General features: G+C 64.7%; 20 protein-coding genes. 16 read left to right on the forward strand and 4 right to left on the reverse strand.

The window, feature by feature from the left end:
* Window positions 1-4 precede the first annotated feature (4 nt).
* From GA566_RS02605 to GA566_RS02625, 5 genes are all read left to right on the forward strand, one after another.
* Window positions 5-2953: a DEAD/DEAH box helicase gene (locus tag GA566_RS02605; protein WP_160473202.1), complete on the forward strand. Its 2949-nt coding sequence runs from the start codon at window positions 5-7 to the stop codon at window positions 2951-2953.
* A 236-nt stretch (window positions 2954-3189) separates the two neighbouring features.
* Window positions 3190-4686: an amidase gene (locus tag GA566_RS02610; protein ID WP_160471505.1), complete on the forward strand. Its 1497-nt coding sequence runs from the start codon at window positions 3190-3192 to the stop codon at window positions 4684-4686.
* A 54-nt stretch (window positions 4687-4740) separates the two neighbouring features.
* Window positions 4741-6057 carry an MFS transporter gene (locus GA566_RS02615; RefSeq protein WP_160471507.1) on the forward strand — a complete coding sequence of 439 codons (1317 nt, stop codon included), beginning with the start codon at window positions 4741-4743 and terminating at the stop codon, window positions 6055-6057.
* A 207-nt stretch (window positions 6058-6264) separates the two neighbouring features.
* The gene (locus tag GA566_RS02620; RefSeq protein WP_160471509.1) at window positions 6265-7077 is read left to right on the forward strand and encodes an AzlC family ABC transporter permease; all 813 of its coding nucleotides are present in this window, start codon (window positions 6265-6267) and stop codon (window positions 7075-7077) included.
* Window positions 7074-7397, forward strand: a complete 324-nt coding sequence (locus GA566_RS02625; protein ID WP_160471511.1) for an AzlD domain-containing protein — start codon at window positions 7074-7076, stop codon at window positions 7395-7397. Before GA566_RS02620 ends, GA566_RS02625 begins: the two co-directional genes overlap by 4 nt.
* Window positions 7398-7407: 10 nt before the next feature.
* Here GA566_RS02625 and GA566_RS02630 read toward each other — a convergent pair whose 3' ends face one another.
* Both GA566_RS02630 and GA566_RS02635 read right to left on the reverse strand, forming a co-directional pair.
* Window positions 7408-8586 (reverse strand): helix-turn-helix transcriptional regulator, encoded by a 1179-nt coding sequence (locus GA566_RS02630; protein ID WP_237380025.1) that lies wholly within the window; start codon window positions 8584-8586, stop codon window positions 7408-7410.
* A 151-nt stretch (window positions 8587-8737) separates the two neighbouring features.
* A complete protein-coding gene (locus GA566_RS02635; protein WP_160471515.1) occupies window positions 8738-9844 on the reverse strand; it encodes a helix-turn-helix transcriptional regulator in 1107 nt (368 codons plus the stop codon).
* Between the two features lie 365 nt (window positions 9845-10209).
* On the opposite strand from GA566_RS02635, the gene GA566_RS02640 reads away from it, so the two are divergent.
* The 7 genes from GA566_RS02640 (at window position 10210) to GA566_RS02670 (ending at window position 17985) form a co-directional block, all read left to right on the forward strand.
* Complete coding sequence (locus GA566_RS02640; RefSeq protein ID WP_137925001.1) at window positions 10210-11406, forward strand: phosphoglycerate kinase; 1197 nt, start codon at window positions 10210-10212, stop codon at window positions 11404-11406.
* Between the two features lie 100 nt (window positions 11407-11506).
* Entirely contained in the window at window positions 11507-12946 is a 1440-nt protein-coding gene (pyk, locus tag GA566_RS02645; RefSeq protein ID WP_137925002.1) for a pyruvate kinase, read from the forward strand.
* Between the two features lie 112 nt (window positions 12947-13058).
* Window positions 13059-14123: a class II fructose-bisphosphate aldolase gene (gene fba, locus GA566_RS02650; RefSeq protein WP_137925003.1), complete on the forward strand. Its 1065-nt coding sequence runs from the start codon at window positions 13059-13061 to the stop codon at window positions 14121-14123.
* A 125-nt stretch (window positions 14124-14248) separates the two neighbouring features.
* Window positions 14249-15157 (forward strand): phosphoribosylaminoimidazolesuccinocarboxamide synthase, encoded by a 909-nt coding sequence (locus tag GA566_RS02655; protein ID WP_160471517.1) that lies wholly within the window; start codon window positions 14249-14251, stop codon window positions 15155-15157.
* Window positions 15158-15178: 21 nt separating this feature from the next.
* Window positions 15179-15676, forward strand: a complete 498-nt coding sequence (purE, locus tag GA566_RS02660; protein ID WP_160471519.1) for a 5-(carboxyamino)imidazole ribonucleotide mutase — start codon at window positions 15179-15181, stop codon at window positions 15674-15676.
* A gap of 61 nt (window positions 15677-15737) precedes the next feature.
* On the forward strand, window positions 15738-16982 hold the full coding sequence (locus GA566_RS02665) for a 5-(carboxyamino)imidazole ribonucleotide synthase (RefSeq protein WP_160471521.1): 1245 nt from the start codon (window positions 15738-15740) through the stop codon (window positions 16980-16982).
* 10 nt (window positions 16983-16992) lie between these two features.
* Window positions 16993-17985: an L-threonylcarbamoyladenylate synthase gene (locus GA566_RS02670; protein WP_160471522.1), complete on the forward strand. Its 993-nt coding sequence runs from the start codon at window positions 16993-16995 to the stop codon at window positions 17983-17985.
* A 161-nt stretch (window positions 17986-18146) separates the two neighbouring features.
* Here GA566_RS02670 and dacB read toward each other — a convergent pair whose 3' ends face one another.
* Together dacB and GA566_RS02680 are read right to left on the reverse strand one after the other, a co-directional pair.
* The gene (gene dacB / locus GA566_RS02675; protein WP_370459260.1) at window positions 18147-19775 is read right to left on the reverse strand and encodes a D-alanyl-D-alanine carboxypeptidase/D-alanyl-D-alanine-endopeptidase; all 1629 of its coding nucleotides are present in this window, start codon (window positions 19773-19775) and stop codon (window positions 18147-18149) included.
* Between the two features lie 99 nt (window positions 19776-19874).
* Window positions 19875-20336 carry a PACE efflux transporter gene (locus GA566_RS02680; RefSeq protein ID WP_137925009.1) on the reverse strand — a complete coding sequence of 154 codons (462 nt, stop codon included), beginning with the start codon at window positions 20334-20336 and terminating at the stop codon, window positions 19875-19877.
* Window positions 20337-20475: 139 nt separating this feature from the next.
* Between GA566_RS02680 and GA566_RS02685 the strand changes: the two genes are divergently transcribed.
* From GA566_RS02685 to GA566_RS02700, 4 genes are all read left to right on the forward strand, one after another.
* On the forward strand, window positions 20476-21372 hold the full coding sequence (locus tag GA566_RS02685) for a LysR family transcriptional regulator (protein ID WP_137925010.1): 897 nt from the start codon (window positions 20476-20478) through the stop codon (window positions 21370-21372).
* Between the two features lie 118 nt (window positions 21373-21490).
* The gene (locus GA566_RS02690) at window positions 21491-22768 is read left to right on the forward strand and encodes a DUF6402 family protein (RefSeq protein ID WP_160471526.1); all 1278 of its coding nucleotides are present in this window, start codon (window positions 21491-21493) and stop codon (window positions 22766-22768) included.
* Complete coding sequence (locus GA566_RS02695; protein ID WP_160471528.1) at window positions 22762-23205, forward strand: hypothetical protein; 444 nt, start codon at window positions 22762-22764, stop codon at window positions 23203-23205. Before GA566_RS02690 ends, GA566_RS02695 begins: the two co-directional genes overlap by 7 nt.
* Window positions 23206-23217: 12 nt before the next feature.
* Entirely contained in the window at window positions 23218-23646 is a 429-nt protein-coding gene (locus GA566_RS02700) for a hypothetical protein (RefSeq protein ID WP_160471530.1), read from the forward strand.
* Window positions 23647-23651 lie beyond the last annotated feature (5 nt).

Below are 23651 nucleotides of genomic sequence, written 5' to 3' on the forward strand. Positions count from 1 at the left end.
ACGCGTGGCCCAGACCGACCTGCCCCCCGAACCGCTTGATCCTGTCGATGTCGATGCCGTGGATGCCTCCGGGCCTGCCTGGCAGGACGCGCTCGGCGCACTCGAAGCGCTGGCGGGCGGCACCCCGGCGGAGGAAGACCCGGGTCGCGACCGCCGGCTGGTCTGGGCATTGACGATCGACGGCGATGGCGAGGTGGGCACCATCGAGCCGATGGCCCAGTCGCTGGGTCCGCGCGGTTGGGGCCAGCCGCGTCCCATCCCCCTTGCGCGCGTGGCTGGCGACGATGCGCTGGCGCCGTGGGATGCCCGAGTGGCGCGTGCCATCCGGCGCGACACGTCGCGCAACCGTCGCCATGTGCTGGACCGCGCCGCCGCCGTGATGGCGCTGGTCGGGCATCCTGCCGTGGTGCTGTCCCATGCGCCGACCGTGCCGATGGAAGTGGTGGAAGGGTCTCCCGCGCTGGAGGCCGTGCGGGAAGGGGATCGCTACATGCTGCGCATCGTGCCGCCGCCCCGGCCCGCACGCTCGATGGAGGATTTCCTGCCGGCCGCCGCGAAACAGGAGGCCGAGGCGCTGCGCCAGATCACGGTGCTGCGCGATGGCGCGCGCCGGTTACGCGTGATTCGCTTCACGGCGGCCCAGCAGGGCGCGGCCAAGCTGATTGCAGGCGGGCTGGCCGTGCCCGCCAACGCACAGGCCCGGCTCGACAGTACGCTGCGGGCGCTGGCCGGCCATTTCCAGATCCATGCCGATAGTTCGGGCGAAGCGCGCGAGCGCGATCCGGAGTCGCGGCTGCGCGCCGAAGTGGCGCCCGTGGGACGTGGCATCAGCCTGCGGCTCGTGGTCACGCCGCTGGGACCGCTCGGGCCGCGTCTGGCGCCGGGCCAAGGCCGCGCGCAGTTGATGGCCACCCTCGGCGGCGAGACCCTGGTGACGCAGCGCGATCTCGATGCCGAACTCGCACACGTGGCCGAGGTATTCGACGCGCTGCCGTTCCTCGTGCAGCAGTCGCCCGCGAATGGCGAGCATGCCTGGACGCTCGACGATCCCGAGGATGCGCTGACTGCCGTGGAGACGCTACCGGGGCTGGCTGGCGTGATCGATCTCGAATGGCCGCGCGGACGCGAACTGCGCGTGATCGCCGCAGACCTGCCGCAACTGGCTGTCAGTGTGGAGACCGGCAGCGAGTGGTTCAAACTGGTGGGCGAACTACAGGTGGCCGAAGGGCTGGTGCTGTCGCTCGAAAAGCTCGTCAAATGGGCGCACGGCCACGCGGGACGTTTCATCCCGATGGACCATGGCGTCTACGTGGCGCTGACCCGCCAATTGCGCGATCGACTGCGCGATCTGGCTGGCGTGGGCGACACCGTGCGCGACGGCATCCGCGTGCCACTCGTCGCCACACCCTGGCTCGACGATGTGCTGGCCGGTGTGGGTCTCGATCCCGATGCGCATTTCCGCAGCCGCGTGAAGCGCTTGCGCGCCGCGCGCGAGGCCGATGCACCCGTGCCGGCTACGCTGGCCGCCGAACTACGGCCCTATCAGTGCGAGGGCTACCGCTGGATGATGTCGCTGGCCGAGGCAGGGCTGGGCGCTTGTCTGGCCGACGACATGGGGCTGGGCAAGACGCTGCAATCGCTGGCCGTGCTGCTGGCGCGCGCGTCGGGTGGCGCGGCGCTTGTAGTGGCGCCCACTTCGGTGTGCGGCAACTGGGCGGCGGAAGCGCGCCGCTTTGCGCCGTCGCTCAACGTCATGGTCTATGCCGAGGGGGATCGCGATGCCATCGTCGAGCAGGCTGCGGCGCATGACGTGGTGATCGTTTCGTACACGTTGCTGCAGCAGGCGCGCCGCGCGTTCTGCGCGCGAGCGTGGCACACAGTGGTGGCCGACGAAGCCCAGTCGTTCAAGAACCCGACCTCGCGCCGCGCGCAGGCGATGTTCGCGTTGCAGGCGGATTGCCGCATCGCCCTGTCCGGTACGCCGGTGGAGAACCGCCTCGCCGAACTCTGGGCCGTGATGCGCTTTTGCAATCCGGGGCTGCTGGGATCGTTGGTGCGGTTCAACGAGCATTTCGCCAATCCGATCGAACGCAACGGGGCGCGCGAGCCGCGCGTGGTGCTGCGCCGGATGATCGCGCCATTTGTGCTGCGCCGGACCAAGGCGCAGGTGCTCGATGAACTGCCACCGCGTACCGAACTGGTGATCCGCGTGACGCCAGAGCCGGCCGAGGCGGCGCACTACGAGGCGCTGCGGCGGCAGGCACTGTCCGAGGCCGAGCGCGCGTTGCTGCGACCGAAGAAAGACAAGCGGGCCCGTGCCACGCTGCCCGAACCCGAGGCGCGCATCCACGTACTGGCTCAGTTGATGCGGATGCGGCGGGCCGCGTGCGATCCGCGGCTTGTCACGCCCGAGGTGGCGCAGCCCGGCGCCAAGGTGCGCGCGTTTGCCGACCTCGTGGCGACGCTCGCAGCCAACGGCCACAAGACGCTGGTCTTCAGTCAGTTCGTCGATTTCCTGCAGATCCTGCGCGATGCGCTGGATCAGGCGGGCCTGAGCTACCAGTATCTGGACGGCGCCACGCCGGCCCCCGAACGCACCCGCCGTGTAGCGGCCTTCCAGTCGGGGAAGGGCGATGCCTTCCTGATCAGCCTGAAGGCGGGCGGCTTCGGCCTGAACCTGACCGCCGCAGACTATGTGGTGATCGCAGACCCGTGGTGGAACCCTGCAGCCGAGGATCAGGCGATGGGCCGCGCCCACCGTATCGGCCAGCAACGGCCGGTCACGGTCTACCGGCTGATTTCGGCGGGCACGATCGAGGAGCGCATCGTGGACCTGCACCAGGGCAAGCGCGCGCTGGCGGATGGCGTGCTGGAGGCTTCCGACGGCGAGGCCATCGGCCGCGATGCCGTGCTGCCCGATATCGACGATCTGGTCGGGCTGCTGCGGCAGTAGTCGTTTCATTCCCCGTTTGCACCAAACGGTATACAAATTTCCCCTGCCTTGGTGCTCCGATTTCGAGTCATTCTGCCCTGCGATGCTTGATTGGCCTTGATTCGCCTTGTTGCGGTGCATCCAGCCTTGGCACAAATACTGCCTTGTGATTTGTGCAATTCTGAATATAGTATACCGACACAAACACGCGCAGACTGGTGGTCCCCACCCGTCCACGTACAACATCTGGAGCCCCCGTGACCCTGCCCGACCTGCCGCCGGCCGATCTTCCCAATGCTGTCTGCCGGATGCCCGTGCATGTCGTGGCCGCCCAATTGGCGCGCGGCGAGACCACTTCGGTGGCGCTGGTCGATGCGTGCCGGACGGTATGGGAATCGCAGAACGGTCAGATCAACGCCATCGTCGTTGCTGACTTCGAGGCGGCGCGCGAAGCGGCTGCGCAGAGCGATGCACGCCGACAGGCTGGTCGTACGCGTGGGGCGCTCGATGGCGTGCCGTTCTCGATCAAGGAATCGTTCGATGTGGCGGGATGGCCCACGACCTGTGGCGCGCCGGCCCGCACCGGCCATCGCGCCGTGGCCGATGCCGTGGTCGTGGAGCGGCTGCGCGCGCACGGCGCCGTGCTGCTCGGCAAGACCAACGTGCCGCTGGGCCTGCGCGACTGGCAGAGCTACAACGCGATCTACGGCACCACGCGCAATCCGCATGACCTGACGCGCACGCCCGGTGGATCGTCGGGCGGCAGTGCGGCGGCGGTTTGCGCCGGCATGAGCTACTTCGATATCGGCTCGGACATTGGTTCTTCGCTGCGCAACCCTGCGCACTACTGCGGCGTGTTTTCACACAAGAGCAGCCACGGCATCGTGCCGTTGCGTGGCCATGGCAATGCTGAGGCGGGGTTTGTCGAGCAGGACATCAACGTGGCCGGCCCCGTCGCACGCAGTGCGCGCGATCTCGAACTGGTGCTGCGCGCCATTGCCGGCCCCGATGCCGCCGATGCGCCGGCATGGCAACTGGAACTGCCGCCGTGCGATCTCGACCGGCTGGCCGATTTTCGTGTGGCCGTGCTGTCAACGCACCCGCTCGCCGAGGTCGATGCGACGGTCAGCGGCGCGATTGAAAACCTCGGCCACTGGCTGGCGGAACAGGGCGCACAGGTGGCGTGGAACGTCCGCCCCGATTTCGATGCTGCCGAACTGTGGCGCGTCTACGTACTGCTGCTGCGCGCCACGACCTCGTTCCATATGGATGACGCGGCGTTTGCCGAGGCAATGCGGCGTGTCGATCCCGCCAAAGTCGATGACATGGATTACGCGACGATGCAGTTCACGGGCGCCACGCTCACGCATCGCCAATGGCTGTTGATGCAGCACGCACGCGAACGCTTTGCACGGGCGTGGAGCCGATTCTTCGGCGACTACGACGTGCTGCTGTGCCCGGCAGCGTCCACCACCGCGTTTCCAATCGACGAAGTCGGCGAGCCGTGGCAACGCACGATTCAGGTCAATGGCAAGCCGCTGCCGCTGACATCGCAATTGTTCTGGGCCGGCCATTCGGGGCTGTGCGGATTGCCGTCGACGGTGGCGCCCATCGGTCCTGCACGCGACGGCCTGCCCGTGGGCGTGCAGATCGTGGCGCGCCGCTTCGGCGATCTCACGTCGCTGCGTTTCGCACAGCGGCTGGAAGACGCGGGCTACGGCTACCGGGCGCCGCCGTGCCTATCGCAGCCATAAAGACATCGACATATCACCACACAGACATACAGAGAAGCCAAGGGGAGGGCGATCATGCTGGACTGGTTCAAGGAGTTGTCGCGCGCGGAGCGCAAGGGGTTCTACGGGGCGTTCCTCGGGCATGCGGTCGATGTGTTCGACTTCATGATCTACTCGTTCCTGATCTCCACGCTGCTGGCGCAGTGGGGCATGAGCAAGTCGATGGCGGGCGCCATCGTCACGTGGACGCTGGTGTCGTCGCTGGTGGGCGCCGTGGGTGCCGGGTTGCTGGCCGATCGGTTCGGTCGCGTGCGCGTGCTGCGCTGGACCATCATCGTGTTCGCGGTGTCGTGTTTCCTGTGCGGCATTGCCAATTCGCCCGAGCAACTGATGGTGTTCCGGATGATGCAGGGGCTGGGGTTTGGCGGCGAGTCGTCGCTGTGCATGGTGCTGGTGACAGAGCTGATCAAGAACCCCGCGCATCGCGGCAAGTATTCGGGCTTCACGGCCAGCAGCTATTCGTTTGGCTGGGGCGGCGCAGCCATCGCATACGCCATCACGTTCAGCCTGTTCGAGCCGGAAACGGCATGGCGTGTCTGCTTCTTCCTCGGCATCCTGCCCGCGCTGGTGGTGGTGTATCTGCGCCGTAATCTCGAAGAGCCCGAAGTCTTCCTCAAGAGCCGTGCCGAGCGCGCAGCCGAGGGCCGGGTTTCGGCGATGGCCGATCTGTCGCGCGTGTTCCGTCGTCCGTTGCTGCGCAAGACGCTGCTGTGCAGCCTGCTCTCGGGTGGCATGCTGGGCGCGTACTACGCCATCGCCACGTGGCTGCCCACGTTCCTGAAGACCGAGCGTGGGCTCTCGGTGTTCGGCACCAGTTCCTACCTCGCCGTGACCATCCTCGGCTCGCTGGTGGGCTATGTGGCGGGCGCCTATGCCACAGACCGCTGGGGCCGCCGGCTGACCTATATCGCATTTGCGGCCGGGGCGTTCGTGATGGCGATGATCTACATGGTGATCCCGGTCTCGAATACATCGATGCTGTTTTTGGGCTTTCCGCTGGGCGTGCTGATGCAGGGCGTGTTCTCGGGCATCGGCGCGACAATCTCGGAGTCGTATCCAAGCGCGGTGCGGGCCACGGGCTACGGCGTGTCGTACAACCTGGGTCGTGTGATCGGTTCGTTCTTCCCGCTGGCCGTGGGCTGGCTCAACAGCGGACGCACGTCGCTGGCGCTGGCCATTGCGATGGTGGCTGGCGTGGGCTATGCGGTGGTGATCGTTTCGGCCGCGCTGCTGCCGGAGACCTCGGGGATCGACCTGAACCAGGCGGGTGGCGGCGACGATCAGGAAGATCCCGCTGCCGCGCAGGCACCGGTGGCGGCGCGTCCAGCCTGATGCTGCTTTTCAGCATTTTCCAAAGCAGGCGGGCGAGGAAACAACAGTCGAAACATCACTTTTAAGTCACCGCTTACCAACGGCAGTCTCCGCCCTATAATGGGGCCTTCGCCATCGGCCGCGCCTTGCGTGGCCGATGGTCATTCCGATGACGATGCCGCCCAAGACGGCCGCCATCCCTCCCGCTCCTGCTTTTTGCCTCCGCCCATGACACCCCGACAGTTGTCCCCGGCATGGACTCGCCTCTGGCATCGCTTTGCCGAAGTCGAGCGCAACGCCTTTCTCGACGGCGCGCGTTTCTTTGCGCCTTCGTTGCCCGCGGTGTTCTCGTGGGGGTTGGTGACCGGGGTGGCCATGAGCAAGTCGGCGCTGACCGTGCCGCAGGCCATCGGCATGTCGCTGCTGGTCTACGCAGGGTCCGCGCAACTGGCCGTGCTGCCGCTGTTTGCCGCCGGCCTGCCGATCTGGACGGTTTGGCTGACCGCTGCCGTGGTGAACCTGCGCTTCCTGATCTTCAGCGCCGCGCTGCTGCCGCATTTCAGCTATCTGCCGATGTGGCGCCGCACGCTGCTGGGATTCTTCAACGGCGACCTGCATTTCGTCTATTTCATGCAGCGCTATGCCGAGCCGGGCTACGCGCCGGGCAAGGAAGGGTATTTCTGGGGCATGGCGCTGACCAACTGTGCCACGTGGCAGGTCTCGTCGCTGATCGGCATCCTGTTGGCGAGCATGTTCCCGGATAGCTGGGGCCTGGCGCTGGCCGGCACGCTGGCGCTGATTCCGGTGATGGTCTCGACGATCAACTCGCGTTCCACGCTGATGGCGGTGGTGGTGGCCGCCGTGGTGGCGCTGCTCTGCTTCGACCTGCCGTACCGGCTGGCCCTGGTACTGGCGGTGCTGGCCGCGATTGCCGCCGGCATGGCCAGCGACGAGATGGCGAACCGGGCCACGCTGCGCGCCATCAAGCGTGGCGGCGGAGGCCGCGAGGCAGGCGCCCCGCAACCGGGAGACCGCACATGAGCGCCATCGACACCTGGATCGCTATCCTCGGCATGACCGTTGTCACCGTGCTGTCGCGGGCGCTGTTCCTGATGGCTGGGGAGCGCGTGACCGTGCCCGACCGCATCCAGCGTGCGCTGCGCTATGCGCCGGCTGCCGCGCTGGCGGCCATCATCTTGCCGGACCTGTTGACCTTCGAGGGGCATTTCACGATTTCGCCGACCAACGACAAGCTGATGGCCGGCATTGCGGCCACGGTCTGCTACGTGCTGACGCGCCGCATGGTGGGGATGATCGCGGTGGGGATGATCGTCTATACCGCGCTGCGGCTGCTGGGTTAGCGGCGAGTGGCTAGCGGTCGTCGTGCATGACCGGCTCGCTCAGCACGCTGCCGAGCCGCGTGAGCAGGTGAGCGAGCTGGGCCTGTGTGCTCGTGTTCGTCTTGGTGAAGATCGACTTGAGCTGCGAGCGGCTGGTCTCGCGCTTGATGCCGAGCTGCAGGCAGGCGTCGGGCAACCCGATCCCCGTGGTCAGCAGTAGCGCCAGCCGGCACTCCGCAGGCGTCAGCGCGTATAGATCCCGCAGCACGGACGGCACCGCGCGGGGTACGCCGTGGTTCTCGTGGATGGTGACCAGCACCGGATGGCCTTGCCAGTCGGGTGACAGATACGCGGCCGGCTTCATCGCCAGGGCTACGATCTGCGCGGCACGGCCATCGGCGCCAATGGCCTGGACGGCCTGGGTGGGCTGTAGCCTGCCAGGATCTCCCACCGCCCGGAAGACTTCGCCGAAGGGCCGCGACAGGCGCCAGGCCGGGCCGTTGCCGTTGCTGGTGTGATTGGCATTGGGCATGCCGCTGCCATTGCCATTGATATTGCCGTTGGAAGGCTCGCCGCCGCCCGGTTGCAGCCGGCGTATCCATGGCTCGCCTGCCGGGTTGTGCATCAACGGCTTGCCCGATTCTCCAAAGACGATCACGCCAAACGGCAGCCGGTTCAGCAGATCCGCCGAAACATGCCCCTGGGCTGCCACGCCATGCATGCGCTCGCGCAGCGCCATGGCTTCTCGCAGGTGCGGGATGGCCCAGTCGAGCTTTCTTGCATCGTCCTCCGAGAACACGACTTCACTGGCAGGCCGCTGGAATGCCAGGTACACCTCATGGCTGGGTTGCCGGTCTACCAGGCAAGCCATGACGGAAGCCGGCGGCGGTTCTTCGAGCGCGCGTCCGTCCAGCGGATACCGGGCCGAGACCGGGACCGGCAATTCGCGCCGGTCGATATGCCAACTGCCCACCGGCAGGCTACCCGCGGCGGGCAGGCCGGAGATCAGGCCCGGCGAACGCGACCACTGCGACGGATCTCCCGCCACGCCATGGACGGTATGGCGGGCCAGCACGGTGTGCCGGCCGGCATCCACGATCAACAATGAGGCCTGCGTGCTGTCGCTGAAACGGCAAAGCGCAAAGAGGCTGCGTTGCCACGCGAGCGGGTCGAACACTCCTTGGTAAAGACCGCGAATTGTCTCGTGCATGTCACCTTCCTTCATCCTGCTCTTCCTGTCTCATTTCTTGTTCTCATGGTTGCCGCCGCATAGGTGCACGTGCCCCCGAGGGGCCGCGCAAAGACCGGGATTGGCCTGCCTGCGGGGGGAGGAGAGTTACCGCGAAAAGCGCCGGTGGCGTTCAGCCGCCGTCAAGGGCCGCCGACAGTTTCGTCAGCAGGTGCGTCAGTTGGGGCTGGCTGGTGCAGCCGGTCTTCAGGAAGATCGACTTGAGTTGCGTGCGCGCGGTCTCGTGCCGGATGCGCAGTTGGCGGCTGGCCTCGGGCAAGGCTTCGCCGGTGGCAACGCGGGATGCAAGCCGTGTCTCGGCGGGCGTCAGCGCGTAGAGGTTTCGTAGCGCGGTGTCGAGCAGCACCGAAGGGGCGCCGGCCTCGTGCACCACCACCATGGCTGCCGGTTGCTGCCACTGCGAGGCAAACGCATGGGCGGGGGGTAACGGCAGCACCAGCACCTCGGCGTGGTTGCCGAGACTGTCCGTCGCCCGGGCGGCCTGGGCGCCGAGCGGCGTGGCGGGGTCGCAGGCAGCCTGAAGCATATCCGGGAAATGGCGCGAGAGTTGCCAGCCGGCCGTTTTGCCAGCAGGGTCCAGGCGGCGCGCCCAGCGCTCACCGGCGGTGTTGGCCAGCAGCAGGCGGCGGTCGGGCGTGTAGACGATCAGGGCAAACGCCAGCCGCTCGATCAGCCGCGAGGAAAGGGACGCCAGCGTGGACAGCGCCAGCGTGCGCTCGCGCATCGCGATGGCGGTACGCATGTGGGGCACGACCCAATCGAGCTTGCGGGTGTCCTCGCCGGAAAACGCCTCCTGCGACATCGCTCGCTGCATCGAGAAATAGACTTCGTAGTGCGGCTGCCGCTCGACCAGGCATGCCACATAGGAGCGCAGGTCGAAGCGGTTGAAGAAGTCGCGATAGAACGGGTGGCGCGCCATGGCCTGCGGCCCCAGGTCACGCGCGTCGATGTACCAGGCCCCCGGCACCAGGCGGGGCGCAAAGGACTTGGCCGGATCGATGACCTGGAATTCGGCTTCGTAGGCGGTGAACAGTTCGGTGACGGGGTTGACGACTTCATTGACGGTGACCTGATCAGTCACGGTATCCCACACCATCATCGACGCATGCGCGGAACCGGCCATATCGGTCACCGCACGGAGGCTTTGCTGCCACGCCCCTGGATCCAGAATGCCCTCGTACAACCCACGGATGGCACCGTGGACAGCTGCTTGGTCCATGTGACTACCCCTTAGCATTCCAACGACAACAGTCCTTCCCGCTGTACCGGACTGGCCGCGGGAATGGTCGTGCGTCAAACGTCCGATCTAGGTCGGTTGCCCCACATAATGTACTAAAACCATCAAAAATGGCCGGGGTGTCTGACAATGCATATGTTTAATACATTGGGCCATACATTACCGGAAGCGGCGGGGACTGCAACTAGTCCAATACCCCTATGAAGTGGGGGGGCAACTACGATGCGAGTGTTGTATGAGCCGCAAGGGGCCGAACCCGCAAATCCGCAACGACGATCAGGTAAAATGCCGGTTTCCCCGAAATTTATGTGCGGCCGCGTGCCGTTCATGCCTCTGCGCTCCTCGCCATGACCTCTGTTCTGCGTCTTTCCGATCTCATTTCCCAAGGCAAGCTTTCCGGCAAGCGTGTGTTCATCCGCGCCGATCTGAATGTGCCCCAAGACGACGCAGGAAACATTACCGAAGACACGCGCATCCGCGCCTCGGTGCCGGCCATCCAGGCCAGTCTTGAAGCAGGCGCCGCGGTGATGGTGACTTCGCATCTGGGTCGCCCGACCGAGGGGGAGTTCAAGCCCGAGGATTCGCTTGCGCCTATCGCCACGCGCCTGTCCGAACTGCTGGGTAAGCCCGTGCGTCTGGTGCAAAACTGGGTCGATGGTGTGGACGTGGCGCCGGGGCAAGTCGTGCTGCTGGAAAACTGCCGCGTCAACAAGGGTGAGAAGAAGAACAGCGACGAACTGGCCCAGAAAATGGCCAAGCTGTGCGACGTGTACGTCAATGACGCATTCGGGACAGCCCACCGTGCCGAAGCCACCACTGTCGGTATCGCGAAGTACGCTCCCATCGCCTGCGCCGGCCCCCTGCTGGCCGCCGAGATCGATGCGCTGGGCCGCGCGCTGGGTCAGCCGGCCCGTCCGCTGGCAGCCATCGTGGCCGGCTCCAAGGTCTCGACCAAGCTGACCATCCTGAAGGCGCTGGCCGACAAGGTCGACAACCTCGTGGTCGGGGGCGGTATCGCCAATACGTTCATGCTGGCCGCCGGCCTGAAGATCGGCAAGTCTCTGGCCGAGGCCGACCTCGTGGGCGACGCCCGCGCGATCATCGACATCATGGCCGCCCGCGGCGCCTCGGTGCCGATTCCGGTCGATGTGGTCTGCGCCAAGGAATTCAGCGCCACGGCCGCCGCCACGGTCAAGGACGTCAAGGACGTGGCCGACGACGACATGATCCTGGATATCGGTCCGAAGACCGCCGCCATGCTGGCCGACCAGTTGAAGTCCGCTGGCACCATCGTCTGGAACGGTCCGGTTGGCGTGTTCGAGTTCGACCAGTTCGGCAACGGCACCAAGGTGCTGGCCGAGGCCATCGCCGCATCCAAGGCGTTCTCGATTGCAGGCGGTGGCGATACGCTGGCCGCCATCGCCAAGTACGGTATTGCCGACCGCGTGGACTATATCTCCACGGGTGGCGGTGCCTTCCTGGAATTCCTCGAAGGCCGCAAGCTGCCGGCCTTCGAAGTGCTGGAACAACGCGCCGCAGGCTGATGCGGCGCAGCGGGGCCGGCCATATCCCGGCCCCGGCAAGTAACACTATGACCCGACTGTTCGAAGCCCCTTTACGCCCCCATTGAAGGAAGCCGCCCGCATGTCCCGTTCCACCAAGATCGTCGCCACCATTGGTCCTGTCTCCAGCACGCTGGAAGTGCTTACCCGCATGATCGGGGCCGGTGTCGATGTGGTGCGCCTGAATTTCTCGCATGGCACCGCGCAGGATCATATCGACCGTGCGGCCATGGTGCGCGAAGCGGCTGCGGCCTGCGGGCGCGAGGTGGCCATCATGGCCGACCTGCAGGGCCCCAAGATCCGCGTGGGCAAGTTCGAGAACGGCAAGGTCACGCTGAAGGTGGGTGATTCGTTCGTGCTCGATTCCAATTGCCAGGTCGGCAACGAGCAGCGCGCTGGGCTGGACTACAAGGATCTGCCGCGCGATGTGGGCCCGGGCGACGTACTGCTGCTCAACGACGGCCTGATCGTGCTGGTGGTGGACCGCGTGCTCGGCAGCGAGATCTTCACCACGGTGCGCGTGGGCGGCGAGCTGTCGAACAACAAGGGGATCAATCGCCAGGGTGGCGGGTTGTCGGCGCCGGCGTTGACCGCCAAGGACATGGAGGACATCAAGACCGCCATGGCGCTGGGCGCGGACTATCTGGCCGTGAGCTTTCCGAAGAACGCCACGGACATGGAAATGGCGCGCCAGCTGGCCAACGTGGCCGGGCAGCAGCACAACCACAAGGCACGCATGATCGCCAAGATCGAGCGTGCCGAGGCGATCCGGCCCGGCGTGCTCGAGGAAATCCTTAACGCGTCGGACGGCATCATGGTCGCCCGTGGCGACCTGGCCGTGGAAGTGGGCAATGCTGCCGTGCCGGCGCTGCAAAAGCGCATGATCCGCCTCGCGCGAGAAGCGAACAAGCTCACGATCACGGCCACGCAGATGATGGAAAGCATGATCGTGAACCCGGTGCCGACGCGCGCCGAGGTCTCCGACGTGGCCAACGCCGTGCTCGACGGCACCGATGCCGTGATGACCTCCGCCGAAACCGCTGCCGGGCGCTATCCGGTGGAAACGGTCGAAGCGATGGCGGCGATCTGCCTGGAGGCAGAGAAGTCGGAAGTGGTGCAGCTCGACACCGATTTCCTGAACCAGACGTTCTCGCGCATCGACCAGTCGATCGCCATGGGTGCGTTGTTCACGGCCTATCATCTAGGAGTGAAGGCGATTGCCGCGCTGACCGATTCCGGCGCCACGGCGCTGTGGATGAGCCGCCACCGCATCCACGTGCCGATCTACGCGATGACCCCGAACCTGGCGTCGCAGCGCAAGATGCAGCTGTACCGCAACGTGGTGGCGCTGCCGCTGCAGTCGAGCACCGACCGCGACGAGGCGCTGGAGCAGGCAGAAGAACTGCTGCTCGCGCAGGGCGTGGTGCAGCACGGCGATTTCATCGTGCTGACGATCGGCGAGCCGATGGGCCAGGCCGGCGGCACCAACACGCTCAAGATCGTGCGGGTGGGCAGCAAGTAACAACGTCCGGTGTGGTGCCGCGGACAGACGCGGCGCCGAGGATGCGCGAACCTGCCCGGTGCCGCATCGACAAGAATTCAGAACCTCAAGCTTTTACATTCAGGAGTCAGACATGCCACTCGTTTCCATGCGCCAGCTGCTGGACCATGCCGCCGAGAACAACTACGCGCTGCCGGCGTTCAACGTGAACAACCTCGAACAGGTCCAGGCCATCATGCAGGCCGCCGACGAGGTGAACGCCCCGGTGATCATGCAGGCTTCGGCCGGCGCCCGCAAATACGCTGGCGAGCATTTCCTGCGCCACCTGATCGAAGCTGCAGTGGAAGCCTATCCGCACATCCCCGTGGTGATGCACCAGGATCACGGCCAGTCGCCGGCGATCTGCCAGGGCGCGATCGACCTGGGCTTCTCGTCGGTGATGATGGACGGCTCGCTGCGCGAAGACGGCAAGACGCCGGCCGAGTACGAGTACAACGTCGACGTGACCCGCAAGGTGGTGCAACTGGCCCACGCCGTTGGCGTGACCGTGGAAGGCGAACTGGGCTGCCTGGGCTCGCTGGAAACCGGTGAAGCGGGCGAGGAAGACGGTATCGGCGCCGAAGGCGTGCTGGACCACTCGATGCTGCTGACCGATCCGGAACAAGCTGCCGACTTCGTGAAGGCCACCCAGCTGGATGCACTGGCGATTGCCATCGGCACCTCACACGGCGCCTACAAGTTCACGCGCAAGCCCACGGGCGACATCCTGGCGATCAGCCGCATCAAGGAAATCCACGCGCGCATTCCGAACACCCACCTGGTGATGCACGGTTCGTCGTCGGTGCCGCAGGAACTGCTGGAAGAAATCCGCAAGTTCGGTGGCGACATGAAGGAAACGTATGGCGTGCCCGTGGAAGAAATCCAGGAAGCCATCAAGTACGGCGTGCGCAAGATCAACATCGACACCGACATCCGTCTGGCGATGACCGGCGCGATCCGTCGCTTCTTTGCCGAGAACCCGAGCAAGTTCGACCCGCGCGAATACCTGAAGCCGGCCCGCGAAGCAGCCAAGCAGGTGTGCAAGGCCCGCTACGTGGCATTTGGCTGCGAAGGTCAGGCCAGCAAGATCAAGGGCCTGTCGCTGGTGGATATCGCTGGCCAGTACAAGGCCGGCAAGCTCGCCCAGGTCGTGCAGTAAATCGTGTTTCTCCGCCCCGTCTGCGCAAGGTTTGCGCGCGGGGCGTTTGTTCTTCATGGGGCTTCGCGTAACGTGGCGTTATGCAGGAAGCCCCGCTTGTTTTCAGCCGCAGCCGCTTTCACATCATGTCCGACGCCCTCTACGAATCCTCCATCCAGTCCCTGCCGCTGCTCGGCAAGGGTAAGGTCCGCGACAACTACGCCGTGGGCGACGACAAGCTGCTGATCGTGACCACCGACCGCCTGTCGGCGTTCGACGTGATCATGGGCGAGCCGATCCCGGCCAAGGGCCGCGTCCTGAACCAGATGGCGAACTTCTGGTTCCGCAAGCTCGCGCACATCGTGCCGAATCACGAGACCGGCGTGACCGCCGAGAGCGTGGTGTCGCCTGACGAAGTGGCGCAGGTCAAGGGCCGTGCCGTGGTGGTCAAGCGCCTGAAGCCGATCCTGGTGGAAGCGGTGGTGCGCGGCTATCTGGCCGGTAGCGGCTGGAAGGATTACCAGGCGACGGGCAAGGTGTGCGGCATCGCGCTGCCGGCCGGTCTGCAGAACTCGCAGAAGCTGCCCGAGCCGATTTTCACGCCAGCGGCCAAGGCGGATCTGGGCGAGCACGACGAGAACATCTCGTTCGAGGAAACCGAGCAGCGCATTGGCAAGGAGCTGGCCGCACAGATGCGCGACATCTCGATCCGCCTGTACAAGGAAGCAGCCGAGTACGCCGCCACGCGCGGCATCATCATTGCCGATACCAAGTTCGAGTTCGGCCTGGATGAGGACGGCACGCTGACACTGATGGACGAAGTGCTGACCGCCGACTCGTCGCGCTTCTGGCCGGCGGATTCGTACCAGGTGGGCACCAACCCGCCGTCCTTCGACAAGCAGTTCGTACGTGACTGGCTGGAAGCCGTGCGCATCGACGGCAAGCCGTGGCCGAAGACCGCGCCGGCGCCGAAGCTGCCCGACGACGTGGTGCAGAAGACCGCCGACAAGTACAAGGAAGCGCTGACCCGCCTGACCGGCGAGGAACTGCTGTAAGACACACGGATTGGATGAGAAATGACTGAAGCAGCAAAGCCCGTGGTGGGCGTGGTGATGGGCAGCAGTTCCGATTGGGACGTCATGCAGCACGCCGTGGCCATGCTCAAGGATTTCAACGTGGCATTCGAAGCCCAGGTGGTGTCCGCGCACCGCATGGCCGACGACATGTTCGCGTACGCCGAGGCGGCGCGCAGCCGTGGCATCCGCGCGATCATCGCCGGTGCCGGCGGTGCCGCGCACCTGCCCGGCATGATCGCCGCCAAGACGATCGTGCCGGTGTTCGGCGTGCCCGTGCCGTCGAAGTACCTGCGTGGCGAGGATTCGTTGCTGTCGATCGTGCAGATGCCCAAGGGCGTGCCGGTTGCCACGTTCGCGATTGGCGAGGCGGGCGCTGCCAATGCCGCGCTGCACGCGATTGCCACGCTGGCCACCACCGACGATGCGCTGGCCAGCGCGCTGGAAGCTTTCCGCGCCAAGCAGACCGAAGCCGCGCGGGCGATGAAGCTGCCTGTTTGAACCCCGGGACGGCCGACTGCCGGCCGTCCGCGATACCTCCGTAGTCAGAGAAGCCTGAGCCATGCCGACCGATATCCATCCCTACCTGTCCGAAGCGCACACCGAGGAATCGCGCGCCGAGTTCGGCGTCGATACCCCGAACTCGCCGATCCTGCCTGGCGCCTGGCTCGGCATGCTCGGCGGCGGCCAGCTCGGTCGCATGTTCACGCATGCGGCGCAGTCGATGGGCTATCGCGTCTGCGTGCTCGATCCCGATCAGGACAGCCCGGCCGGCAACGTGGCGGATCGCCATATCTGCGCGACCTATACCGATGAGGCCGCGCTGGCCGAGATGTCGAAGCTGTGCGCGGCGGTGAGTACCGAGTTCGAGAACGTGCCGTCGATCTCGCTGGACCGCCTGGAGCAGGCCGGTGTGTTCGTGGCGCCGCGTGGCTACTGCGTGTCGATCGCGCAGAACCGCATCGGCGAGAAGAAGTTCTTTGCCTCATGCGCCGAGCGCACTGGCGTGCCGCCGGCCCCGCACTGGGTGATCCAGCACGATGCCGATGTGGATAACGTGCCCGACATCGTGCTGCCCGGCATCCTCAAGACCGCGCGCATGGGTTACGACGGCAAGGGCCAGGCTCGCGTGAAGACGCGCGAGGATGTGCGCGCCGCATGGAAGGCCATGCAGCACGTGCCGTGCGTGCTGGAGCAGATGCTGCCGCTGGCGTACGAAGTTTCCGTGCTGGCCGCGCGTGCCGCCGACGGGACCACGGCCACGTGGCCGCTGGCCGAGAACGTGCATCGCGATGGCATTCTGTTCTCCACGACGATGCCGTCGAGCAGCGTGTCCGATGACATCGCCACGCGCGCCCGTGCCGCTGCGGCGACGATCACCTCCGAGATGGGCTACGTCGGCGTACTCTGCATCGAATTCTTCGTGCTGACCGATGGCACGCTCGTGGCCAACGAGATGGCGCCGCGTCCGCACAACTCCGGTCACATCACGATGGATGCATGCGAGACGAGCCAGTTCGAGCAGCAGGTGCGTGCCATGGCCCGCCTGCCGCTGGGCAGCACGCGCCAGCACTCGGCGGGCAAGATGCTTAACCTGCTGGGCGATTGCTGGTTCGAGTTCGGCCTGGAACGCACGCCGGCCTGGGACGAGGTGATGGGCACGCCTGGCGCCAAGCTGCACCTGTACGGCAAGAACGATGCGCGGCCATCGCGCAAGATGGGCCACGTGAACTGCGTGGGCGAGCACGCCGACGAAGCCGCCGAGGCATTCGACACGGCCGCCAAGGCGCTGCATATCCCGCTGTAAGGTTTTTCTGATGTCTTCACGCATGCCCACCGCCGCCGAGCTTGAAGAAGCTGTTCGCTTGCTCGAAGATGGCCAACTCGTGGCGTTCCCGACCGAGACCGTCTACGGGCTCGGTGCCGACGCCGAGAGTCCCGAGGCCGTGGCGCGCATCTTCGCCGCCAAGGGCCGGCCATCGAACCATCCTGTGATCGTGCATGTGGTGGATGGCGCGGACATCGGCTATTGGACTGACGACGTCCCCGACGCCGCCCGCGCACTGATCGACGCCTTCTGGCCCGGCCCGCTGACGATCATCCTCAAGCGGGCCGCGCATATTCCCGCTGCCGTGGCTGGGGGGCAGGACAGCATCGGATTGCGTTGCCCGTCGCATCCCGTCGCGCAGGCGCTGCTGGGGCGCTTCAAGCGCGGCCGTGGCGGTATCGCCGCGCCCTCGGCCAACAAGTTCGGCCAGGTCAGCCCGACCACTGCCGAGCATGTGCGCGATGAATTTGGCGGGGATGTGTACGTGCTGGAAGGTGACAACGTGGATATCGGCATCGAATCGTCGATCGTCGATCTGTCGCGACTCGATACGATGGGTCCGGTGCTGTTGCGACCGGGTGCGATCACGGCACAGATGATGGCGGACGTGCTCGGCACACCGCCGCTGCCTCCCGATGCCGCCGCGCCGCGCGCCTCGGGCACGTTGAAGGCGCACTACGCACCGCGCACCACGCTGACGCTGGCTACCGCAGAGGTATTGCCGTCTTATCTGGATGCGCTGCCTGCCGATGGCCGCCTGGCGTTCGTTGCGCGCTCACCGGCGAGCATCGATACGCGCTGCGTATTCGTGCAGGCACCGACCACGCCGGACGCCTATGCGCAGGCGCTCTACGGCCTGCTGCGTCGCCTGGACAAGGAAGGTTTTCAACGGCTGGTGTTCGAGCCGGTGCCGGGGTCCCATGAGTGGGATGGCGTGCGCGACCGGTTGGGCCGGGCGGCGGCGGCGTTTGAGAGCAACTGATTGACTGTGTAGGTTTTTCCCCTCTCCCGCATGCGGGAGAGGGGCAGGGGAGAGGGCCAGCGGTGCAAATCGCGACGTGCTCGGCAAGCAGACCCTCCGGCCCTCTCCCCCAGCCCCTCTCCCACTGCGCGGGAGAGGGGAGCATCGAGACCTTCAGCCGATCAAGGCGCTCCCTTGTACACCCACTGCATCAACGCATCGTGCGCTTCCTGCGCGGCCGATGCGTTCGCGTGGTTGATATACGCCACCACCACAAAGCGCTCGCCGTTGAGCGCATCCACATACCCAGCCAGCGCACGGACATCGGCAAGCGTCCCCGTCTTCAGATACGCATTGCCAGCCGCATTCGCGCGCGTCAGGCGATTGCGCAGCGTGCCGTCCACGCCAAGGATCGGCAGCGAATCGAGCAGGGCAGGGCCGACATTGCTGGCCACCGCCTGTTGCAGCAGGCGCGCCATGTCATACGCACTGATGCGTTCCTCGCGCGACAATCCCGAGCCGTTTTCCAGTACCAGTCCCGGCATGTCGAGTCCCTGGCGTGTCAGCCAGCGCTTGATCACGCGTGCCGACTTGTCGGTGCTGGCCGGGCCGTTGCGATCGATCTCGGCGCCGACGGTCAGGAACAGTTGGCGCGCCATCACGTTGTTCGAGAACTTGTTGATATCGCGCACGATGTCGGAGAGCGGCTGGCCATAGTGCCGCGCCAGCAGGAACGCGCCGCGCGGCACCGCGCCGCTGCGCAGGCCAGGCGGACGCTGGAATCTGCCGCCTGCAGCCTGCCATTCGGCCACGAAGCCGCCCCAGATGAAATCGCTGTGACTCAGCGTAGCCAGGTTGACGATGTGCTCGCCGCAATCGGCCGAGTAGGTGCCATCGAACGACGCGACGATGGTGCCATCGGGCTGCGGCATGATGCTCGGCGTGGCGCGTGACTTCCAGTCGCCGCAGCGGCCGTTGGCCAGCGTCAGGCGGTTATCCACGCGCAACTGCGCTAGGGCGGGCGTGACGGCCACGCCGACACTGCGATTGGCTGCGTCGGGCGTGATCGTGAACGAGAGCGTCTTGAACGCGTAGAGCAGTGCGTCCGGGTTCACGTTGTAGGCACGCTGCGTCTCGCCGTCGATCGAGTAGTCGCCGCCGTTCAGGCCATCGGCAAAGTAGCTGCGGTCCAGCACGATGTCGCCATTGATAGCCGTGGCGCCTGTGGAACGCGCCTTGGCCACGAGCTTGGCCATCTCTTCGGGCACGAGCTTGGGATCGCCGCTGCCGCGCAGGTACACGTTGCCGTTGACCGTGCCATCGGGGCCGGGCTGGCCGTCCGCGTAGAGCGAGGTCTGCCAGCGGTAGTCGGGGCCCAGCAGTTGCAGGCCCGCGAACGTGGTGACCACCTTCATCGTCGAGGCCGGGTTCATCGGCGTCTCGGCGTTCCAGCTCACGCGCGCCTGCGGTGCACCCAGCTTGACCACATAGAAGCTGGTGGCCGATAGCGGCACGTGCGCGCGGCGCAGGGCCGTTGTCACGGTGGCCGGCAATCCGGTCCGGGAAGCGGCCGGATCATGGGCTTCGGCAGCGGCGCGCGTGGCAATGGCTGCAGCGCCGGTGGCGCCGGCCACCTTGGCGGCCTTCGACGCTTTCGCAGCCTTCGACGTCTTTGCAGGTTTGGCTTTGGCGGCAGGGGCAGCCTGGACGGCGGAGAAGCCGAAGACCGACAGCACGCCGACGACGATGACGGACGACAGGCGGCTGGAGAACGATGGGGTACGGGGGGAAGACTTGGGCATGGCGAGCATGTTAACGCATGCCCCATGCCTCGCGGATGACGTGAAGCGGCCGTTTCGGGCCGCTTTTCAGATGAGAGGTCGACCACGCGCCGCGTGGCCGGGTCGAACTCAGTTGGCGGCCTGGCAATCCTGCGTGGCCGATGACTTGATCGGCGTGGCGTTCGGGATCGGGAAGACCGCGTCGTACGCCCAGTTGTAGAAGAACGCGTAGACCATGTAGTAACCGGCCACGGCGATGTCCATGATGAAGGCGTCCCACAGGCCGATACCGAGGTACCACGCCACCGACGGCAGGAACACGATCAGCAGGCCACCCTCGAACAGGATGGCGTGCAATACGCGAATGGCCGCGCTTTTCTTGAGCTGGCCAGTGAACCGCAGCATCGCGCGGTCGAACATGATGTTGTAGATGAAGTTCCAGGTGGCGGCGATCAACGCGGCCACCGCGCCGACGATGCCCATCTGGTGCAACTCGTAGCCGAAGACCAGGCTCGCCAGCGGGGCGAACGTGATCAAGCCAATCACCTCGAAACCGATCGTGTGACGGATACGGTCTGCTGTGGTGCGCATAAAACCTCCTGAATTGGGGCAAAGCTTTCCGCAAAATCGCGGCGATGGGTGGCATTCTATCGGCCACACCGGCAATCACAAGTTAGGTAGTATCTGAATTTCCGATGGATAGGCGGAATCGCCACATAGGACGCACCCCATGAGCCTCTCGATCGATCAACTCCAGGCATTCGCCGCCGCCGCCGAAACCGGCTCGTTTTCCGCCGCGGCGCGCCACATAGGCAAGGCCCAGTCGGTGGTCAGTGCCGCCGTGGCCAATCTCGAAATCGACCTCGATACCACGCTGTTCGACCGTACCGGCCGTTACCCGGTGCTGACACCCGCCGGTGAGCGGCTGCTTGTTGAGGCGCGCGTGATCCTGGAGCGCTGCGAACATTTCCGGGGCGTGGCCAAGAGCTTGGGCGAAGGTGTGGAGTCGCGCCTCACGCTCGCTGTGGACGAGTTGTATCCCGAGGAAACGCTGGGCGGAATGCTCGAGGAATTTTCTCGACGCTTTCCGTCCGTCGAACTGGAACTGCTGTTCCCGCTAATGGAGGACGTGAGCCGCCTCGTGCTGAGTCAGTGCGCCGACATCGGCATCATGTGGCGCCAGGAAATCCTTCCCCCCGAACTTGGCTTCCATGCACTGGGATGGGTGCCGCTCCCCATCGTCTGCGCGCCCGACCATCCTCTGGCCGGACAGGCGCGCGTCGATTTCGAAGACCTGAAACGCTATCGGCAACTGATGGTCGCCACCCGCAGCGACAGCGAGGAAAAGAAACGCCTGCGCGTGGCCGCCGAAGTCTGGTGGGTGGAAAGCCAGTGGGTCATCGTCGAACTGGTCAAGCGCGGCCTGGGCTGGGCGTTCGTGCCATGGCACGTCGTGGCCAACTCGCCAGCCGCCGCCGGACTCGTCTCGCCGAAGCTGGCCTTCCAGGATCAGGACTGGCCCGTACCGCTCGAACTGATCTGGCACAAACAGCGCCCGTTGGGGAAGGCGGCGACCTGGCTCAAGGAACGGGTCAGCCAGCAGGCGTTGCCAGTGCCGGAGCGGTAGGCGAGCGTGCTCTCTGCCGCCGATCGCGGCGTAAATCGCAAATCTGCGAGAGACAGCGAACGGCCTTCGCGCTAGCGTCTGCGATGTCGCCCCCTTCCAACGTGGGACCAGGGGCAACATGTCTTTCGAAGATCCAAAGGAATTCAAGCCGCCGCAGCCATACATTCGGAACAAGCTCGATCCGATCTTCGCGATCGAGCGGCGGTGGAAACTTTACGATGGCCGGCACGCGTGCACGCCAATGGATATCCGGGATTTCGGGATATCGCTGCACAAGGCTCCACCACCCATCTTCGACTGGCGGTATCACGCGAGGAAAGACAGCGACAACGCGGTTTCAAAGGGATCAGGGTCCAAGGACGAGTCCGTTCCGCCTCCCGTCCGGCCAACCTGCTTCCTCGATAGCTATAGAGCCAGCGAAGCGCGCCGGCTGGCTCCCTTCGATCTCTATGACCTTCCTGCCGCGATGCGTGCGGAGGATTTTCCTGTCGCAGCAAGCTTTGCCGAGCGTTGGTTGAATGGGCGCCTGTTCGATGCGCATCGCTTCGACTACACAACGAACAAGATGGTGGAGGGACGCTACGACGCTGACATGATCGATACGCATACAATCAAGCTGAGATGGCTGCTGGGGTTTGGTGGTGTGGAGTCGAAGTTCAATAGGTTGCAGCGGGATATTTACGACATTAAAGCCAGGGCCGCCATTCAGTCCAAATTACGAAAGTATCTCGAGAGTCGACCCAAGTTCTCTGGAATGATCGACACGCTTGCCGACTGCCAGGGAGACTTGCAAAAACTCCACGCGGATTTCCAATTTCAGTATATCGGCGTAGGGATGTCCGATGCGATGGTGGGTGCGCCTGTGAGCAGAAACCGATGGCTGTCGATTGGCATGACAGACGTCTCCGCTGCACTCGGAAAATTCAATTTTTACGCAACTGTCGGCAAAGCAAATGTGGTGTTGTCGAGGACGTTGCCGAATCCGTCTTCCAAAGTTGAGTGCTTTCAACGAAAAGCCATTATTACCGACGTGCTGCTTTACATGCGCGACAGCTACTCGTTTCACGACAAGGGGCCTGCTTCGCAGTACCTGGGACATTGGAACAAGCGAGGCATGATTCTACTGCCGGCTGCAGCTGTTGCGCACTTTATGGCGGAGAGCCTTGGCGGGAGGAGCGAATTCTTCGGACGGATGGAGGTAGATGATATGGCCCTTCTACCCGTGACAGTGAAGGATCGCCTTGAGCCCGAGAACGTCTACTATCCGATTCGTAATCGGGATTTCCGTGCATGGCAGGCCAAGCATCGACGCGGAGGGGACTTTCTCATTTACTCAGATTTAGGCAGTATTCGACTCAAAGAGCCACTCCATATCGATCTTGGAGTGATATGTTAAAGATACTCTACGATTTTATCGGCCTGACACTCGCTATCTTCTGCTACCTCGCCCTCGTGATAAGCCTGCCAATTATATTGATTATTTTTTTGGCGGGTACAACAGTCCCGATTAAATGCGAGCGCCCTGCAGTGGTATTCGGAAGTCATATATATCGGATTGAGCTGTGCAACACATGGCAGGATCCAGATGCCCGCGAGGATTATTATCTTCTCCGTGTCTATCACCATGAAAAGGATGAATTACTGGCGCGACGAAGATTTATGATGCTAGACAATGACCAGGTACCAATCTGGTATATCGATGCCGGAATTCTTTATACTGATTCGATGAAAATAAATGACTTAGGGAAGCCCGAAGTCAAATTCCTGGCCCTTCCCCCATCGCGTTGGGATTGGTTCACCGCCAATCTGATTCGCATCGCTTACGAACCTTGATCGAGCCCACCCATGTCCGAGAAACTCTTCATCCGGCTCCGCACCACGGTTCTGACAATCCTCTTCGCCATCGCTGCAACCGTCGTCCATGCGATCACGCTGGAGCCGCGCGCATGGGAATGCGAGCGAGGGCAAAGAACGATTGCTGACACGCAATACGAGATCGAGATCTGCGGCATGGATCGGGATAAGGTAGGTGGGACGCAGGACGCACGGCTGCGCGTCTATGCAATGCGAGGCGCGCTGTTAGCCCAGCGGTACTACGCCTTCGAGCCGTGGTCACCCCTCAATCAATTCATTGTCGGCGACAAGGAGATTCTCTTCACGGACGCCGACTCGCTCGCGAGCGATGGCACGTTCGAAGTCCTTACCCTGGCGTTTCCTTTGGCATGCGCCGACTGGGGTGCTGCCAACTTCGAACGTTTCTTCTTCGACAGATAGTGCCG

This window comes from Cupriavidus sp. SW-Y-13 (assembly GCF_009793345.1).
Classification (GTDB): domain Bacteria; phylum Pseudomonadota; class Gammaproteobacteria; order Burkholderiales; family Burkholderiaceae; genus Cupriavidus.